The sequence below is a fragment of the Amycolatopsis sp. NPDC051102 genome (genome assembly GCF_040682815.1).
Taxonomy (GTDB): Bacteria; Actinomycetota; Actinomycetes; order Mycobacteriales; family Pseudonocardiaceae; genus Amycolatopsis.
In genome coordinates this window covers 207,703-223,313 of record NZ_JBFBBT010000001.1, presented here as the reverse complement: position 1 = coordinate 223,313, position 15,611 = coordinate 207,703, and the positions used below count along the sequence as shown (strand labels likewise).

The following is a 15,611-nucleotide window of genomic DNA, read 5'->3' as shown; positions in this document are numbered from 1 at the left end:
CGGTCAGCTTCGCGTGGTCAGGTACGGGCTGGGATCGCTGCCGGCCTTGGCGCCGCTGTCGAGCCAGCGGAGGAACCCGCGGCGGTCCCGTCGGTCGATCTCGTCGAGGAAGTCCTGCCGGCGCTGGACGACGCGCCGACGCGCCTGCTCGTCGGTGGCGAGGATCAGGAGGAAGTAGCTGCGCCGCCACGCCACGCACAGGTCCTCGGTGGCCAGGTCGGCCACCGGGACGGGCGGCACGGAGCCGTCGTGGGGCCCGGGTGCGGTGGGCGGGGCAATGCGGTGGCGGCAGCCGGCCCCCAGCCCGCCGACGACGAGCAGGACCAGGACGGTCGCGGTCAGGGCGCCGCCCACGGTCGCGAGCAACCCGGCGAGGACCAGGCACGCCGCGACGAACGCCGCCGCTGTGGCCGCGCCCAGCGGCAGGTCGGGCCCACTCACCCTACCCCGAGGCCGGAGCCGCGAAGCGCCGAAAGCGACGAGGATTCCCGCGCCGGCTCCCAGCAGGATCCAGCCGAACAGGACGTCACCCGGCAAGGTCAAGGCACCGATCGCGGCCAGGGCACTGACGGGACCGATCAGCACGGCCACCACCAAACGTCCCACCATCGTGCGCCTCACCGTCCGGGTCGGGCGCCGGCCGCGCAGGCCGTGCCGGGGAAACCAGGATCGCCGAGGTCCGGGGCGTCGTACCCAGTCTAGACCCCGGCGCCCGTTCGCTACCTGTTCGCCCGCGCCGGCGGCCCGCTCGGCGCGGCGGGTCTTCAGAGTGGTGGTTCCCCGGCGCCGGTCGGCTACGCGGCAGTCATGACCGGCTCCCGCCACCGTGGTGCTGCCGTGCCGGTGTCTCGGTGAGCAGACCGCGCTCCAGCTTGCCGAACCCGCGGGCGGACGCGGTGTAGCCGGGGTTGAGCTTGCGGGCCAGGTGTTCGGGCCGGGGCCAGCGGACATCGGTGGCCCAGCCGAGCTTCTCGAACAGCCAGATCAGCCGCGCGGACATGTCGAGCTGGCCACGGCGGACGCCGTGGCGGGCGCCGGTGGGGTCGGCGTGGTGGGAGTTGTGCCAGGACTCGCCCATCGAAGCGATGGCCAGCGGCCAGAAGTTCGCGGACTTGTCGCGGGCGGCGTAGGGCCGTTCGCCGATCAGGTGGCACAGGGAGTTCACCGACCAGGTGACGTGGTGCAGCACCGCCACCCGCACCAGGCCGGCCCAGAAGAACGCGGTCAGCGCACCCCACCAGGACATCGTCACCAAGCCGCCGATCAGTGCCGGACTGAGCAGGGTGACCACGGTGAGCGCGGGGAACCAGCGGTCGATCCGGACGATGTCGCGGTCGGCGAGCAGGTCGGGGGCGAACCGCTGCGCGTTGGTCTTCTCCCGGTCGAACAACCAGCCCATGTGGGCGTGCCAGAAACCTTTGGCGAGCGCGGCGGCGGACGTGCCGTAGCGCCACGGGGAGTGCGGATCACCGTCGCGGTCGGCGAAAGCGTGGTGACGGCGGTGGTCGGCGACCCAGCCGATCACCGGCCCCTGCATGGCCATGCTGCCGGTGACCGCGAGCGCGACCCGCAAACCACGGTTCGCCTTGAACGCGCCGTGGGTGAAGTAGCGGTGGAACCCGATCGTCACCCCGAGCCCGGTCAGGAAGTAGAACCCGGCCGTCAGGGCGACATCGGTCCACCCGAGGCCCCAGCCCCACGCGAACGGCACCGCTCCGGCCAGCGCCAGCAACGGCACCACCGCGAACAGCTTGACCAGGAAGGTTTCGGTGCGGGACTTCTCTCCCGCGAGCATCGGCTCCGCCGCCTTCGGCGGCCGTTGCAGCGTACGTGTCATCTCGATCGCTCTTTCTCCTGACGAAACTGTCCGCCAGGGTCCGGGGCGATCAAGTGGGGTAGCCCGCCGACGGCGGCCTAAACCCGGTGGAACATGTCTACAACGAACGAGGCCTCGGCAAAGTTCCTATGGGGTCCCGTCGCGCACCGACCGGTGCCGGCCGTCCGGCACGATCACCGCAGTTGTTTCGGCTTTCGTTGTCATGGTGTTTGCTTCTCGGGTTCGTCGTGGCTGCCGACGCAGGCGCACCGGCGATCGCGCGCGGGTGGTGGGCATACCGGTGTCATCGGCGGGCGCGGCGTCGGACGGGTCGGGTGCCCACGTGCTCGCCGCGTCCCGGCCGAGCGGCCGGCGTCGCGGGCAGCCGGCGGTCGGATCACAGGCTCGGTGACCGGTCGGGTGGTGTGGGGCCCGACGACATGTCGGTGTTCCCCTCTCCGGCTGTCGACTTGCCGGCCGGACCGGGGCCGAGGTACGTGACGGATGCAACACGGTCCGGGGACGAACCGGCCGCGTCCTTACTCCACGACGTGCGGGTAGTCCGCCGCGCGGTGTTGGAAGGCCAAGACGGCGGGGTTCCGGATGACGCCGTCGCGGATCTCGATGGCGCGGCGGATGGTTTCGTCACTGTCCCAGGCGGACGGTCCGCCGAGGACCGTCTCCAGGAACGGGAGCAGCGCCTCGCTGTTCTCCCACGTGGCCGAGTTCCACAGGTAGGACGGGCTGTGGTCGACGGCGTAGTAGGTGATGCCGTCGCCGACCACGAACGCCGGGTCGGCGAACGTGGTGGGCCGGGCCCAGCTGAAGCCCATGCCTTCGTCGCAGGAGACGTCGACGATGAGGCTGCCGGGCGCGAACGCGGCGAGGTCGTCCTCGAGGAGGAAGGTCAACGGCGCGGCGGTGTCCTGCAGGACGCAGTTGACGACGATGTCGTGCTCGGCGAGGAATCCCGCCAGGGGCACCCGTCCGCGGTCGGTCAGGGCGTGGCTGCGGCGGGGGTCGCCGGGGTTGTTCACGTCGTGCTCGAACTGCACCATCCTCGCGGAGTGGATCGGCGAGCCGACCGCCGGGACGTCGCGGCCGGTGAGCACGTGCACGTCGTGCACGCCGTGCGCGTTGAGCGCGGTCACCGCACCCCGCGCCGTCGCCCCGAAGCCGATCACCGCCGCGCGCAGCCGCCGGCCGTAGTCGCCGGTCGAGCCGATCACCTGCAGGGCGTGCAGCACCGAGGAGTAGCCGGCCAGCTCGTTGTTCTTGTGGAAGACGTGCAGGCCGAACGAGCCGTCGCGGTTCCAGTGGTTCATCGCCTCGAAGGCGATCAGCGTCAACCGGCTGTCGATGGCCGTCTGCGTGAGCTCGCGGTCCTGGACGCAGTGCGGCCAGCCCCACAGCACCTGTCCCGGTCGCAGTTCCGCGACGTCCCGCGGAAGCGGCTTGGCCAGCAGGATGATGTCGCACTCGGCGACGAGCTGCTCCCGCGTGCGCAGCCCGGCGACGGCGCTCGCCAGCTGTGCGTCGGGGACGCCGAAGGCTTCGCCGTAGCCGTGTTCGAGGTGGATGCGGCCACGGAGGCCGGGGTCGATGCGTTCGACGTGGCGTGGGTGGATCGGCAGCCGGCGTTCGCCCGCTTTCCGCGAATGCGCGACGACGCCGAGGGTGAGCTGGTGCACGGGGGCCCCTTTGCTAGACCCCAGTCTAAGCACACGGTGACCTTCGGCCGTTCGCCGCTCGGCGGCGTGGCGGCATCGGGGGCACGCTGGACCCGGTCACGTCCCTGCCGGGACGGGGACCGAGCCACGGAAAGGCGGACGCTCATGACAGCCGATCGGCCGGTGAGCCCGAAGCGCGAATCCTCCGAAGAAGTGCTGTCCGCGGTTCCCTACGGGCTCCGGGTCGCGGCCGCCGTCGCCTGGCGCTCGCTGATCGTGGCGGGCGCCCTGACGGTCGTGGGTTTCGTGGCCGTCAAGCTGGCCTCGGTGCTGGTCCCGGTCGCGGTGGCCCTGCTGCTGGCGGGCTTGTTCTCCCCCGCCGTTTCCTGGTTGGCGGGCAAGAAGGTCCCCCGCGGTCTGGCGGCCGCGATCGTGCTGGTCGGGGGAACCGTGCTGGCCGGCGGCGTGGTGACGTTCGTGGTCATCAGCGTCACCGTGGGCATGCCCGGGCTGATCGACCAGGTCACCGCGAGCCTGACCGACCTGCACACCTGGCTGCGCACCGGGCCGCTGCACCTGAGCCAGGTCCAGCTCGACGAAATGCTCGGCAACCTGACCGCCATGCTCGGCCGGAACAAGTCGGCCATCGCCTCGGGCGCGCTCACCACGGCGGTGACCGTGGGAGAACTGCTCGCCGAAGCCCTGCTGGTTCTGTTCTGCCTGATCTTCTTCCTCGCCCAGGGCCGCGTGATCTGGGCGTTCGTGCTGCGGGCCGTGCCGGCCGGCGTGCGCGGCCGCGTCGACGTCGCCGGCCGCAGCGGGTTCACCACCCTGGCCCACTACATCCGCGGCACCGCCGCCGTCGCGTTCGTCGACGCCGCCGGTATCGGCCTCGGCCTGGTGATCGTCGGTGTCCCGTTGGCGGCTCCGTTGAGCGCGCTGGTCTTCCTCGGCGCGTTCGTCCCGGTCATCGGCTCGGTGATCGCGGGGGCGATCGCCGTCCTGGTGGCCTTGGTGGCCAACGGCGTGTGGGCGGCCGTCATCGTGCTCGCCGTCGTCGTCGGCGTCATGCAACTCGAAAGCCACGTCCTCCAGCCGCTGCTGCTCGGACGCGCGGTCCGGCTGCACCCCTTGGCCGTGGTCCTCGCCCTCGCCATCGGGCTCGTCGCCGCCGGCATCGTCGGTGCCCTGCTCGCCGTGCCCCTGCTCGCCGTCTTCAGCTCCGGCGTGCGAAGCCTGACCGCCCGGCCGGAGAACCACTCGCCTGGGCGAACCGCGCCCGGCGCGTCCGCTCCTAATCTGGAAGCCCGCGCCCCGGACCCCGGCGCCCCATGACGGCGCACCCCGTGCGCCGCGAGCGAAGGCGGGCACCGGTGGACGACGAGCAAACCGAACCGTATCCGGCGGGACGGACCGCGAGGAATGCGTACCGGACGTGGCCCACGCGCCACGGCGGTGGCTACCCACCCGGCTGGCTCGTCCGCTACCGCCACCGCGCCGGCCGCCCGCATCCGGCCTCGGGCGCGGCCACGGCGTGGTGCGAGAACGTCGGGACCGTCGCGGGGCACAGCCTGCGCGACGAGCACACCAGCACCACCTGGGTGCCCATCCGCCGGCAGGGGTCCGCCTCCGATGAGCAGGTCAGCCTGGTGCGGGCCACCGACATCCTCGACGCCCGGCCACCCGGTTCCGACGAGCGAACCGGGAGCTGAGCCGCCGCTCTTCACGCAGGTGTGGCCAGGCAAGCGGAAACGGGGTCCCGCGGTCAGCCGGTGTCCGCCGCCGCCCAGCGCGGCGCCGCGATGGCCGCTGCCCGCGAGGTGTGCACGACCAGGCGTTCGTCCGCGCGAGTGAGCCGCAGCGGCCGCAGGGTCGCACGCGTCGTGGCCACCAGCCGCACCTCGGTGCCCGGGGTAGCCCCGCGGTGGGCGTCGAGCAGCACCTGCAACCCGGCGGTGTTCAGGAACCGGACGAGGGACAGGTCGACGACGATCCGCTGCGGCAGCAGGCTCAAGCTCGCTTCCAGGACGTCGTGGAGCATCGGCGCCGTGCAGAGGTCGACCTCACCGTCCACGGCCACGACCAACGTCCCGCAGAACCTCTCCACGGTGATCGTGAGATCCTGGTACCGGTGCGGCGGCAACGGGCGCGGGCGCGGGAAGTCGATGACGACGGACGGCACGATCGGCTCGCCGGCGGCACTCTGTCCATGGTGGACGGTCATGATGCCGTGCCCCCGCCCTGGTGCCGGATGGAGTCCCCGCCCTTGTGGTGGTCCCTCCGGCCGTACACGCCTTCGAGCACGCTCTCGAGTTTGTGCACGGCACCCTGGCACGCCTCGGCGACCGAACCCGCGTGGTGGCTGACGGCCACCTTCCGGCGTCCGGTCGGCCGGACCTCGAGCACGCAGCGGCGGTCCATTCCGCCGTCGGCGGCGGACTCTTCGCTGAAGTGGGCTTCCAGCCGCGTGATGTGGTCGCTGAACCGCGACAACCGAGCGGCCAGCTCCCCTTCGAAGTGCCGGATCAGCTCTTCGCCGCCGGGCACCGTTCGATCCGTGCTGATCTGGATCTGCATGCGCTGTCCTCTCGCCGGCCGGCCCGGGTCTGCGACGCGGGTGCCCGGCCTCCGGCCATCGTGTCCACTTCGGCGACGGCCTGCCCAGGGTCACCCGCCCCCGGTCCGAGGGCCGAAGGAACCTTTCTCACGTCCACCGCGCCGATGCGGCCGCTGCGGCCGGAGATGATGGACCGCGGGATGGATGTCGCCCATTCCCGCGCCCGGAAGCCCGGCGTAGGGAATGCTGTCGAAGTCGACAGCCACGATCCGGATGGTGAACAACGGCGCGACGGTCCCGCTGATGTCGACGACATTGGCGTGACTGACCAGCTCGAAAACGGTGCGGATGGCCGACATCGTCTCCGTACGGTCCGGATCGCGCGCCGGTGGAAACCGCCCCTGTTCTCGCAGCTACCCCATTTCGGTGACAGGGAATGACCTGACTCGAGCTGATCCGCGCCGGTGATGCACCAGACCGGCTGCAGCAAATCAGTCGTGTCGCACCTGTCTGTGATGACGGAAAGGAACTGAATCGGTTCGGCCACGGGCCCGAGCGCCCCTGCCGGTGGGCAGAGGCGTTGTCAGAGAATCGTCCGGCACTTACCGCTTTGCCTGCGGAAGCGGCGGGTGAGGACGAGCAGCAATCCGCCGAGGACGACAAGCAGCGCTCCCAGCCCGACCAGAGCACCCAGCAGGGGGCTGGCCCCGGTACTGGCGAGGCCGGACGTACCGATCGGCCCGTTGTCGTGCCTCTGGCCGCCACCGGTGCCGCCAATGCGGGACGAGGTGGTGCCGAGACCCATCCCTGGCGAGCTGGAGGTCGTCTCACTACCGGTGGTGGACGTCGCGCTCGTGCCGTTGGTGGAGGTGGAGGGCACCGTGGTGGAGGTTTGCGACGTCGACGGCACCGTGCTAGGCGACGACGAGGTCGGACTGGGCCTGCGCGGCCGCGGCATCACCCGCGTGCGTGGCACCGGTCACTTTACCGGGCGGGAAACCGGTGATCGCGGTACCGGGAGAGACACCGAGGTCCCCGGCCAGCCTGGTGGGACCGGTGTTCGTCACCGTCTGCCCGCCCAGCACGGATAGGACGCTGCAGTACCGAGCCCGACCGGCGCTTCCGCGGCAACGGCCTGCGGAAGCACCGGCACCAGCCCCAGAACCAGAGTGCTCACCGCCGCGGACAAACCTATGACGGCGCCACCTCGGTGCCACGTCCATGTTCTGCGGCAATCGCTGTTCATGGGTATTTCCTCCCACCGACTCGACTGGAAAGCCGGCGGGAGTCTGGGCCGGAAATATGTCCACACAGGGAAGCGAAGGTCTGCACCTGTGGTCCGATTCGGTGAACCGCCAGGCCGAGAGGAACCCGGGGCAGGGCCGCAGCACTCGACACGGCAAGATTCACCGCCCTGCCGCCTTTCCTGCTCGTTTTCCCACTCCACTCTCCGCAGATTTCCGGGACTGGCGAGGGTCCGCTTGCTCGGCGACCGTGGCAGGGATCTCGGCCGTGTACGGCACCGGACGATCCGGCGCCACCATTCGAAAAACCGGTGCCACCGGCGACATGATCCTTGAGTTCAATCGATTCATCGCCGACGGACGACCCGATTGCCGTCGAACCCCAGCCCACGCAGATGGTGCCTGCCAAACCGCGTGCCGTGTGGAGTTGCGCGGCGAACCACACTGCGCGCCGCCCGCAAATCGCGGCGGCCGGCCGAGGGATGGGTGGCGCGGTCGCCGGTGACCGGCATGAGCATGCCCTACGCAGCATTCCGACGTGGCCGCGCCGAAGACATGACATTCAGGCGAGACACGTCCCCGCCCCTACCCGCGGCGTGGCCCGGACGGCCGCAGCGGTCACGAAACGCGCAGGGGGTCGCCGCTGCGCGACAACCACATGGCCGACGGCCTCGTGGTTGTCGCGGTCGCTCCTAGCGGACGGCCTGGAACTGGGCAGTCCAGGTCGTGTGGAAGGTCATGGCCTGGCAGCGGATGTCCGTGTCGTCCTTCATCTTCACGGCGTCGGTCAGCTTGTACGGGAAGTTGGCCTCACTCACGGCGAGCGTCGGCAGCAGCGGGTCCGCGCCGGCGACGGACAGTTCGAGCTGACCCTGGCAGTAGGGCTTGTCGGCGACGTTCCCGACGGTGTCGATCACGACCTCACCCGGGGCCACGGACAGCAGTTTGATCTTCACGTTCGCGTTGGGGTTGGACAAGGTCAAGGTGACGTAGGCCTTCTCGCCGGGCAGCAGCGTGCCGGTCTGCGCACCGGTCACGGTGGCGGGGGTCATCGCCTCGGCGGAGCCGGACACCCCGCCGGTGGTGCTGTCCTGAACGAACGCGGCGACCGCGAACCCGCCGATCCCCACCAGCGCGCCGACCGTGGCGACGACGATGACGGATTTGGCTTTGTTGTTGATACGCATGAAACTTCTCCTTCAATTGAATGGTGCTCCGCTATCAGGGTTCGGTGGTCGGCGCCGGTTCACCGGAACTGTTCGTCGCCGGGGTGGGCGTGCTGCTCATCGGCAAGACCGTTCCGGCCGGCATTACCGGCTCCGACGACGGCGCGACAGACAGCGTCGTGGCTTCGATCACCGGTTCCGGCGTGGCGGATCGGGCAGGCTCCCAATTGCCGGCCGTGCCGTCGACCGTCGCGGTCACCACGACCAGATCGAACCCCGCGGCCACCGCTGAACCGGTGGCGGAAAACGTGATGGCCGTCAAGACCATGACAATGGTTCGGCGACAGGTATGCATGTGCACGCCCTTCAGGGCTTGATCTCCGGCGTCATGGCGCCATCCTGGGGATCGAGCACTGCGGGCTCGTATCGGTTCTCTTGAAGCTGGTCGATGCCACTCATCGTCTCGGCCACAGCCGGATGTTTGAACCGTTTTTTTCTTACCCTGGACGTCGCATCTGCGACGCGCCCCGTTACGAAAATCGACCTGCGGCGTCGAAATGTTATAAATGCCCGACAATTCGCACCGAAAACGAACTGCGTACGTACTGTGTTCACGAACGCGCCGAACCGGATACCCGCCACGAGATCATCGGAACAACGCGGCACCTGAGCACCCAATAGCTTCACCTTGGTGCCGGCCGTTCGCGCGCGACCGAGTTCATCACGCCGGTCGACGAGCATGGTCATCACAACCCGCTCAGGGTCGGAGACGCAGTGGCCACGTTGGACGATGACCGGGCTGTGACGGCCCTCGCGGCGCGCGGCCGGCCTCGCCACGCCGGGCGGGGAGGCGCGTCGACGTCACGGAACGCGGCAAGTGCACCAGTGGCCGGCTCGGGGAAGTCCGGTGGGGATCATCCCGGATGCCCCCCACCGGGTCCGCCGCGACCCTGGTCGCCTCACCGACCCGGTGCACCGCGCTGACCGTCGCCGCCATCACCGGACTTTCGCTCAGCACGACCGGGACCGCGGCCGCGAGCGGCGGCCCCGACCGTCAGCGATCACCCGGACCCTGGAGCTGATGACCACGACCGGAGCCACCGGCGCGCAGGTCCGCATCGCCGCCCGCGACGGGAGCTCACCGCCCGCAGCGGCGTCGCCCGGCTGGGGTTGCCGCCCGGCGTGCGGGGTCGACCCGCCACCGAACCCACAGCGGCTGGACGCCGCGCACCGTCGCTGTCTTCCTTGCGAACCCGCGCTACACCGGCCGGCGAAACTCGAACCGCCGCGCGGTACGGCGGCTCGCCGGCGAAACTCTGTCCGAGGACTTGTGCGCTCCGGGTCCCGCCCGCCGCCGGTCCCGCGGAAGGGCCGAAAGTTCCCCGATGGATGACCTGAGGCCCTACGCAGGGCCGGGCGAGCCGGTGAGACTGGCGATCCAACGAGGGACGGAGCCCGGCCGTGCACGTGCGACTTTCCCTGCCGGAAAGGAACGACCTCACCCTCGGCGTAGAGGAGGAATTCGTCCTCGCGGACCCGGCGACCGGTGCGGTGGCCCTCGCCGCGCCCCGGGTGCTGGAGCTGCTCGACGGCGAACCCGCCGTGATGCCGGAGTTCCTGCGGTTCCAGATCGAAACCGCCACCGGGATCCACACCGGGCTCGACGGACTCCGGGCGGAGCTGCTCGGGTTGCGCCGGCTCGTGGCGGACGCGGCCGGCCAGGCCGGGTGCCTGGTGCTGGCGTCCGGGACACCCCCGTGCGGCGACCTGCCGGGCCTGCCCGGCGTCACCGCCGAACCCCGGTACCGGGCGCTGGCCGCCCGATACCCCGCGCTCCTTCCGGAAGCCGGCACGTGCGCCTGCCACGTGCACGTCGGCATTCCGTCCCCGGCACTCGGCGTCCGGGTCCTGGCCGGCCTGCGCCCCTGGCTCGCCCCGCTGCTGGCCGTCAGCGCCAATTCGCCGCTCGCCCACGACGAGGATTCCGGGTGGGCCAGCGGCCGGTACCCGCTGTGGTCGCGCTGGCCGACCGCGCACCCGCCGCTGGACTGGCCGGACCCGGCCGCCTACGCCGCGAGCGTCGACGGCGCGGTGCGCCGTGGTGAAGCCTTGGACGCAACCGGGGTGTACTACTATGCCCGGCTCTCGCCGAAGTACCCGACGGTCGAGATCCGCATCGCGGACGTCGGTTTGACGGCCGAAGACGCGGTGTTGCTCGCCGGACTGACCCGCGCCCTCGTGGTCACGATCCTCGCGGAGGCCCGGGCCGGCGTCGCGCCCCGGCCGGTCCGGACCGCGCTGGTCGTCGCCTCGCTCACCGCCGCGGCGCGCGGCGGCTACCCCGGCGACGGCATCGACCCCGGCACCGGGCAGGTCCTCCCGCAGCACGTGCTCGTCGGCCGGCTCCTGGAGTACGTCCAGCCGGCCTTGGAGGCCAACGGGGACTTCGCGACGATCGAGCGGCAGCTCGCCGCGGTGCGGGCCGGGGAAACCGGCGCGGCACGCCAACGCGCTTTGTTCGCCGACGCCGGCTCACCGGCCGCGCTCGTGGCGAAGCTGGCCTCGACGACTCTTGCCGAGAGAGGTGGCTCCGGCCCGGTGCCGGGGCGACGACCGGTGGCCGTCCAGGACGGCTGAGCCGGCTTCGGGAACGTTCGCGGGCTGCGGCGCTGCAAGGCGGACCGATCTGGGCCGCCGACGGCGGGCGGAACCGTCGCCTCCATTCGAGGTCCCTCATCCGGGGGATTCGGTTCTGGTGGATGGCGTAGCGCGCCTAGGCTGTCCGGAGCGCCCCAGACCTCGGCGTGCCCGCCGTTCCCCGCACTGCGCGGAACGCACCCACGGCCGAGGAGACGACGGATGGCTGCCCGGAACCCGGACGGTATCGCGCCAGTGGACGATGTCACTCCCCGCCCACCTCGGCGCCAGATCGCGTTCAGCGTCGGGAACTGGCGCGTCACCTACGCCGGCCCGGATCCACGCTCGCCGCGGACCGGCACCCTCGCCGGGCGGCCCGAGTTCGGCCCCGGAGGGGCTCGCGTCCCCGTCATCGCCGACGAAGGCCCCGCGGCCTCGGTGCGCTGGATCGACGACCGGGACATCATCGCCGTGACGGCGCTGCCGGCCGGCGAACGACCGGTCACCGGACGCCCCTGAACAGCCCGGGACACGGCCGGCATCGTTGCGCAACCCCCTGATCGGGCGGCGCCAGGTGTAGAATCCGGGTACCGGGAGCATTTCGCGCGCCGGCGGCAGAGCCGGCGCCGTCCTCGGGTTTCCCTCCACATCGGTCACTGCGATCGGGACGGGACAGCGGCATGACGCCGGAATCGCCCACCAGAACCAGAACATCCTCCGCGCGGCCGCGTCAGGGCCCTCTTCCGCCACCCAGACTGGTGTGGAAACCGCGGAGCGGACCGGCAGGTCACGTCGACGGCGGCTGGTGGCCGTGGTCGCGCGATCTCACGGCGGAACTGCCGGGGCTGGCCGCGGCGCTCACCGCCCGGATGGGCCACCTCACCAGGGTGGCGTACGCCGTGTCCGAATGGGACAGTGCGCCGCGGCGGCTCGAGATCGGCGGACACGTCATCCGGCTCGACGGTCTCCTCGACCGGGACGGCCACGTCCTGTCCGTCACCGGCCCGGAACCGAACCACCTCACGCTCCTCGTCATCCCACCGGAGGCGGTGGACACAGCGGGACACCGCGCGCTGATGACCGCGTCCCGCCGTGGCAACACCGAGCGGCCGGCGGACATCCTCGCCGCGAGCGGGGCGCTCGTCGTTCCGGCAGCGCTCCGGCCCCGGCACGACACCACCGAAGACGACTGGGAAGCCGAAGGCGGGCACGTCTCCTGATCTCTCCCGTCGAACCGCGAGGAACGAGGACGACCACCGAAGCCGCTATTCGACGCACTCCCGTTTTCCGGCACGCGATGCCCAGGCAGCGAGGGCGGCGGGCCACCGGGACCCACCCGTTCGCCGACGCCCCGAGCGGGCCGGCCGGGTTGTCCTCGGTGACCTCCGCCCCGGACCTCGGCGGTGCCACCCCGAAGTAGACCGGCTTCCGGTCAGCCGGCCCATGTCCATGCCCGGATTTCCGGCATGTCCTCGAAGTGTTCACGGATGTAGCCGCGGTGGCGGGCCAGCATCGCGTGACAGTGCTCGGCCAGCGCCGCCCCGCCTTCGGGCACCCGCGCGGACCTGCGCAGTGCTTCGAGGACGAGGTGGTAGCGGCTCATCCGGTTGAGCACGACCATGTCGAACGGCGTGGTGGTGGTGCCCTGCTCGGTGTAACCGCGGACGTGGAAGCGGCCCGGGTCGAGGCGGCCGTGCAGCAGCTGGTGCACGGCCCGGGGGTAGCCGTGGAAGGCGAACACCACGTCGGCGGTGGCGGTGAACAGCCGCTCGAACTTGCGCTCGCCGAACCCGTGCGGGTGGTCGCCGGGCGGGAGCAGGCCCATCAGGTCGACCACGTTGACCACCCGCACCCGCAGGTAGGGGACGTAGTCGCGGAGCAGCCGGGCCGCGGCCAGTACCTCCAGGGTCGGCACGTCACCGGCGGCGGCGAGCACGATGTCGGGTTCGCCGTCGGCCGTCTCGGTGCCGGCCCAGTCCCATGTGGACGCTCCCGCGGCGCAGTGGGCGGCCGCTTCCTCCATGTCGAGGTACTGCAGGTGCTCCTGCTTGTCGGCGACGATCAGGTTGACGTGGTCGCGGCTGCGCAGGCAGTGTTCCGCCACCGACAGCGTGGTGTTGGCGTCCGGCGGGAACCAGACCCGCACGACGCCGGGCGCGAGCGGGATGGCGATGTCGATCAGGCCCGGCCCCTGGTGCGAGAAACCGTTGTTGTCGTTGCGCCAGCAGGTCGAGGTCAACAGGACGTTGAGCGACGCGACCGAACGGCGCCAGGGCAGGTCCGCAGCGTGCTGCAGCCACTTGGCGTGCTGGATCAGCATGGAGGCCGAGACCATCGCGAACGCTTCATAGGTCGCGAAGACGCCGTGCCGGCCCGACAGCAGGTAACCCTCCAACCAGCCCTGGCACAGGTGCTCCGAGAGCACCTCCATGACCCGGCCATCGGGTGAGACGTGGTCGTCGGTGGTGAGGATCGGGGCCTGCAGGCAGCGGTCGGTGGCCTCGAAGACGGCGCCGAGCCGGTTGCTGGCCGTTTCGTCCGGGCAGAACAACCGGAACGTGCCGCCGCCGTCGGATTCCCGGGTACTGGCGCGGTAGACGTCGCGCAGCAGCTCACCGAAGGGACGGGTGTTGCCGTGGTGCACGACACCGGGCGCCGGCACGGTGACGGCATACGGTCCCAGCACGGGGATGTCGAGCCGGCGCAGCAGCCGTCCGCCGTTGGCGTACGGGCTCGCGGACATCCGCTTGTCCCCGTGCGGAGCGAGCGCGGCCAGCTCCGGGACGAGCCGGCCGGTGGCGTCGAACAGGCTTTCCGGGACGTACGACCGCAGCCACCGCTCCAGCAGCCGGAAGTGTCCGACGTCCTCCCGGACCAGGGTCAGCGGTACCTGGTGCGCCCGGAACGTGCCTTCGACGGCGACGCCGTCGACGACTTCCGGGCCGGTCCAGCCCTTCGGCGTCCGCAGGACGATCGCCGGCCAGCGGACCGGCCGGAACGGCTCGGCCCCTCCCGTGCGGGCCTGCCGCTGGTTTTCGCGGATCCCGTCGTGGGCGGCAGCAAGGGCTTCGTGCAGGTCGGTGAACACCGCGGCGGGGTCGTCCCCGGCCACGAGGACCGGGTCCCAGCCCTGCGCGGTGAGCAGGCCGAGCACGTCGGTGTCGTCGGCCCGGCCGAGCACGGTGGGCCCGGCGATCTTGTACCCGTTGAGGTGCAGGATCGGCAGCACGGCACCGTCGCGGCGGGCGTTGAGGAAGGCGGGGATCTTCCAGGACCCCGCCAGCGGCCCGGTCTCCGCCTCACCGTCCCCGACCACGCAGGCCACGATCAGGTCCGGGTGGTCGAACGCGGCGCCGGCGGCGTGGGTCAGGGAGTAGCCGAGTTCGCCGCCCTCGTGGATGCTGCCGGGCGTCTGGACACCGACGTGGCTCGGCACGCCCCCGGGCGTGGAGAACTGCCGCACCAGCCGGGTCAGCCCGGCGACGTCGGAGGAGACGGCGGGATACGCCTCGCCGTAGGTGCCTTCGAGGTAGGCGTTCGCGAGCAGGGCCGGTCCGCCGTGGCCGGGACCGGCGACGTAGACGCAGTCGGTGCCGGTCTCGCGGATGAGCCGGTTGAGCAGGGTGTAGATCATCGACAGCCCCGGGCTGGTGCCCCAGTGCCCGAGCAGGCGCGGCTTGATGTCCTCCACCGAGAGGGGTTCGCGCAGCAACGGGTTGTCCTGCAGGTAGATCTGGGCGACGGTCAGGTAGTTCGCCGCGGCCCACCACCTCAGGTCCAGGTCCCGGTCGTGCGCTTCGTACGGCGAAGCCGTGGTCATGGTGCCGGTCAGGGTCGTGGACTGCTGCATTGCCGTGGCCTTCCCAAGGCGGATCGGGCGGCCGGTCAGCCGGCCGTGCTGGTGCCGGTAACGCGGACCGCGGTCACCCCGGGCACCGCCTGGGCCAGCACGGTCGCGACGTGCCGGTCGGTCTCGTCGTCGAACGCGTCCACGACCTCCACCGCGCCGCCGTGCACCTCGACCGTCCAGCGCGCCGGGCCGCCGTAGATCGCCAGCTGGTGGCGCACGTCGGCCGAAATGACTTCGTCGTCGCGGGCGAGCGCCTGGACGAGGTCGCGCCGGGTGACGATGCCGACGACGTGGGCCCCGTCGACGATCGGCATGCTGCGGATCCGGTCTTCGAGCAGGACGCGCACCAGGTCGACCACGTCGGTGCCCGCGCCCATCCCGACCACCGGGGTGGTCATCACCCCGCCGACGGTCCCGGCCGGCGGCACGTCGGCAACAGTGTCTTCGCCCGGGGTGTCTTCGGCCGGGCGGTATCGCGCGTCCCGCGGGAACCGGTCCCGCACGAGGTCCGCCTCGGTCACCACGCCGATGAGCCGGCCGTCGGCGTCGAGGACCGGGAGCGCGGTAAAACCGTGGGCGGACAACAGGTTCGCGGCGTACTTCACCGTCATGTCCGGTGTCACGGTGACGACGGGGCTGCTCATGATGTCGCGTGCTTGCATCGGACTCCT

19 protein-coding genes are annotated in these 15,611 nt (G+C 71.2%); 7 read left to right on the top strand and 12 right to left on the bottom strand.

Features of this window, described 5'->3' with window-relative positions; all coding sequences use genetic code 11:
* Positions 1-3: 3 nt before the first annotated feature.
* The 3 genes from AB0M93_RS00860 to AB0M93_RS00850 all read right to left on the bottom strand — a co-directional run bounded on the left by AB0M93_RS00860 (position 4) and on the right by AB0M93_RS00850 (position 3,507).
* Positions 4-609, bottom strand: a complete 606-nt coding sequence (locus tag AB0M93_RS00860) for a hypothetical protein (RefSeq protein WP_364266590.1) — start codon at positions 607-609, stop codon at positions 4-6.
* Positions 610-805: 196 nt separating this feature from the next.
* On the bottom strand, positions 806-1,837 hold the full coding sequence (locus AB0M93_RS00855) for an acyl-CoA desaturase (RefSeq protein ID WP_364266587.1): 1,032 nt from the start codon (positions 1,835-1,837) through the stop codon (positions 806-808).
* A gap of 518 nt (positions 1,838-2,355) precedes the next feature.
* On the bottom strand, positions 2,356-3,507 hold the full coding sequence (locus tag AB0M93_RS00850; protein WP_364266584.1) for a N(5)-(carboxyethyl)ornithine synthase: 1,152 nt from the start codon (positions 3,505-3,507) through the stop codon (positions 2,356-2,358).
* A 144-nt stretch (positions 3,508-3,651) separates the two neighbouring features.
* On the opposite strand from AB0M93_RS00850, the gene AB0M93_RS00845 reads away from it, so the two are divergent.
* Together AB0M93_RS00845 and AB0M93_RS00840 are read left to right on the top strand one after the other, a co-directional pair.
* Complete coding sequence (locus tag AB0M93_RS00845) at positions 3,652-4,821, top strand: AI-2E family transporter (protein ID WP_364266581.1); 1,170 nt, start codon at positions 3,652-3,654, stop codon at positions 4,819-4,821.
* Positions 4,822-4,859: 38 nt separating this feature from the next.
* On the top strand, positions 4,860-5,198 hold the full coding sequence (locus AB0M93_RS00840; protein ID WP_364266578.1) for a hypothetical protein: 339 nt from the start codon (positions 4,860-4,862) through the stop codon (positions 5,196-5,198).
* Between the two features lie 53 nt (positions 5,199-5,251).
* Here the strand turns inward: AB0M93_RS00840 and AB0M93_RS00835 are convergent, their stop codons facing one another.
* The 6 genes from AB0M93_RS00835 to AB0M93_RS00810 all read right to left on the bottom strand — a co-directional run bounded on the left by AB0M93_RS00835 (position 5,252) and on the right by AB0M93_RS00810 (position 8,474).
* Entirely contained in the window at positions 5,252-5,710 is a 459-nt protein-coding gene (locus AB0M93_RS00835; RefSeq protein WP_364266575.1) for an STAS domain-containing protein, read from the bottom strand.
* Entirely contained in the window at positions 5,707-6,063 is a 357-nt protein-coding gene (locus tag AB0M93_RS00830; protein ID WP_364266572.1) for an HPF/RaiA family ribosome-associated protein, read from the bottom strand. Before AB0M93_RS00830 ends, AB0M93_RS00835 begins: the two co-directional genes overlap by 4 nt.
* A 90-nt stretch (positions 6,064-6,153) precedes the next feature.
* Positions 6,154-6,402, bottom strand: a complete 249-nt coding sequence (locus AB0M93_RS00825) for a hypothetical protein (RefSeq protein WP_364266569.1) — start codon at positions 6,400-6,402, stop codon at positions 6,154-6,156.
* Between the two features lie 224 nt (positions 6,403-6,626).
* Positions 6,627-6,953 carry a hypothetical protein gene (locus AB0M93_RS00820; protein ID WP_364266566.1) on the bottom strand — a complete coding sequence of 109 codons (327 nt, stop codon included), beginning with the start codon at positions 6,951-6,953 and terminating at the stop codon, positions 6,627-6,629.
* Between the two features lie 4 nt (positions 6,954-6,957).
* Complete coding sequence (locus tag AB0M93_RS00815) at positions 6,958-7,266, bottom strand: ice-binding family protein (RefSeq protein WP_364268889.1); 309 nt, start codon at positions 7,264-7,266, stop codon at positions 6,958-6,960.
* Positions 7,267-7,979: 713 nt separating this feature from the next.
* Positions 7,980-8,474, bottom strand: coding sequence for a hypothetical protein (locus AB0M93_RS00810; RefSeq protein WP_364266564.1), 495 nt, complete (start codon positions 8,472-8,474; stop codon positions 7,980-7,982).
* Positions 8,475-8,494: 20 nt separating this feature from the next.
* Between AB0M93_RS00810 and AB0M93_RS00805 the strand changes: the two genes are divergently transcribed.
* Complete coding sequence (locus tag AB0M93_RS00805; protein ID WP_364266561.1) at positions 8,495-8,830, top strand: hypothetical protein; 336 nt, start codon at positions 8,495-8,497, stop codon at positions 8,828-8,830.
* On the opposite strand, the gene AB0M93_RS00800 is transcribed toward AB0M93_RS00805, so the two are convergent.
* Positions 8,820-9,200 (bottom strand): hypothetical protein, encoded by a 381-nt coding sequence (locus AB0M93_RS00800; protein WP_364266558.1) that lies wholly within the window; start codon positions 9,198-9,200, stop codon positions 8,820-8,822. The genes AB0M93_RS00805 and AB0M93_RS00800 overlap by 11 nt on opposite strands.
* 714 nt (positions 9,201-9,914) lie before the next feature.
* On the opposite strand from AB0M93_RS00800, the gene AB0M93_RS00795 reads away from it, so the two are divergent.
* The 4 genes from AB0M93_RS00795 (at position 9,915) to AB0M93_RS00780 (ending at position 12,510) form a co-directional block, all read left to right on the top strand.
* Positions 9,915-11,090, top strand: coding sequence for a YbdK family carboxylate-amine ligase (locus tag AB0M93_RS00795; protein ID WP_364266555.1), 1,176 nt, complete (start codon positions 9,915-9,917; stop codon positions 11,088-11,090).
* A 222-nt stretch (positions 11,091-11,312) separates the two neighbouring features.
* A complete protein-coding gene (locus AB0M93_RS00790) occupies positions 11,313-11,609 on the top strand; it encodes a hypothetical protein (protein ID WP_364266552.1) in 297 nt (98 codons plus the stop codon).
* Between the two features lie 239 nt (positions 11,610-11,848).
* The gene (locus tag AB0M93_RS00785; RefSeq protein ID WP_364266549.1) at positions 11,849-12,310 is read left to right on the top strand and encodes a DUF5994 family protein; all 462 of its coding nucleotides are present in this window, start codon (positions 11,849-11,851) and stop codon (positions 12,308-12,310) included.
* A 77-nt stretch (positions 12,311-12,387) separates the two neighbouring features.
* Complete coding sequence (locus AB0M93_RS00780; protein WP_364266546.1) at positions 12,388-12,510, top strand: hypothetical protein; 123 nt, start codon at positions 12,388-12,390, stop codon at positions 12,508-12,510.
* A 12-nt stretch (positions 12,511-12,522) separates the two neighbouring features.
* On the opposite strand, the gene AB0M93_RS00775 is transcribed toward AB0M93_RS00780, so the two are convergent.
* Together AB0M93_RS00775 and AB0M93_RS00770 are read right to left on the bottom strand one after the other, a co-directional pair.
* Positions 12,523-14,940: a phosphoketolase family protein gene (locus tag AB0M93_RS00775; protein WP_364266543.1), complete on the bottom strand. Its 2,418-nt coding sequence runs from the start codon at positions 14,938-14,940 to the stop codon at positions 12,523-12,525.
* A gap of 35 nt (positions 14,941-14,975) precedes the next feature.
* A complete protein-coding gene (locus tag AB0M93_RS00770; RefSeq protein ID WP_364266540.1) occupies positions 14,976-15,602 on the bottom strand; it encodes a CBS domain-containing protein in 627 nt (208 codons plus the stop codon).
* Between the last annotated feature and the right edge of the window lie 9 nt (positions 15,603-15,611).

Bases quoted from the DNA above. Each gene is read 5' to 3' on its own strand.
- AB0M93_RS00815 (WP_364268889.1), bottom strand. From the start codon at position 7,266: ATGGACGTGGCACCGAGGTGGCGCCGTCATAGGTTTGTCCGCGGCGGT.
- AB0M93_RS00855 (WP_364266587.1), bottom strand. From the start codon at position 1,837: ATGACACGTACGCTGCAACGGCCGCCGAAGGCGGCGGAGCCGATGCTC.
- AB0M93_RS00845 (WP_364266581.1), top strand. From the start codon at position 3,652: ATGACAGCCGATCGGCCGGTGAGCCCGAAGCGCGAATCCTCCGAAGAA.
- AB0M93_RS00800 (WP_364266558.1), bottom strand. From the start codon at position 9,200: ATGACCATGCTCGTCGACCGGCGTGATGAACTCGGTCGCGCGCGAACG.
- AB0M93_RS00790 (WP_364266552.1), top strand. From the start codon at position 11,313: ATGGCTGCCCGGAACCCGGACGGTATCGCGCCAGTGGACGATGTCACT.
- AB0M93_RS00775 (WP_364266543.1), bottom strand. From the start codon at position 14,940: ATGCAGCAGTCCACGACCCTGACCGGCACCATGACCACGGCTTCGCCG.
- AB0M93_RS00810 (WP_364266564.1), bottom strand. From the start codon at position 8,474: ATGCGTATCAACAACAAAGCCAAATCCGTCATCGTCGTCGCCACGGTC.
- AB0M93_RS00805 (WP_364266561.1), top strand. From the start codon at position 8,495: ATGGTGCTCCGCTATCAGGGTTCGGTGGTCGGCGCCGGTTCACCGGAA.
- AB0M93_RS00825 (WP_364266569.1), bottom strand. From the start codon at position 6,402: ATGTCGGCCATCCGCACCGTTTTCGAGCTGGTCAGTCACGCCAATGTC.
- AB0M93_RS00835 (WP_364266575.1), bottom strand. From the start codon at position 5,710: ATGACCGTCCACCATGGACAGAGTGCCGCCGGCGAGCCGATCGTGCCG.
- AB0M93_RS00860 (WP_364266590.1), bottom strand. From the start codon at position 609: ATGGTGGGACGTTTGGTGGTGGCCGTGCTGATCGGTCCCGTCAGTGCC.
- AB0M93_RS00770 (WP_364266540.1), bottom strand. From the start codon at position 15,602: ATGCAAGCACGCGACATCATGAGCAGCCCCGTCGTCACCGTGACACCG.
- AB0M93_RS00780 (WP_364266546.1), top strand. From the start codon at position 12,388: ATGCCCAGGCAGCGAGGGCGGCGGGCCACCGGGACCCACCCGTTCGCC.
- AB0M93_RS00830 (WP_364266572.1), bottom strand. From the start codon at position 6,063: ATGCAGATCCAGATCAGCACGGATCGAACGGTGCCCGGCGGCGAAGAG.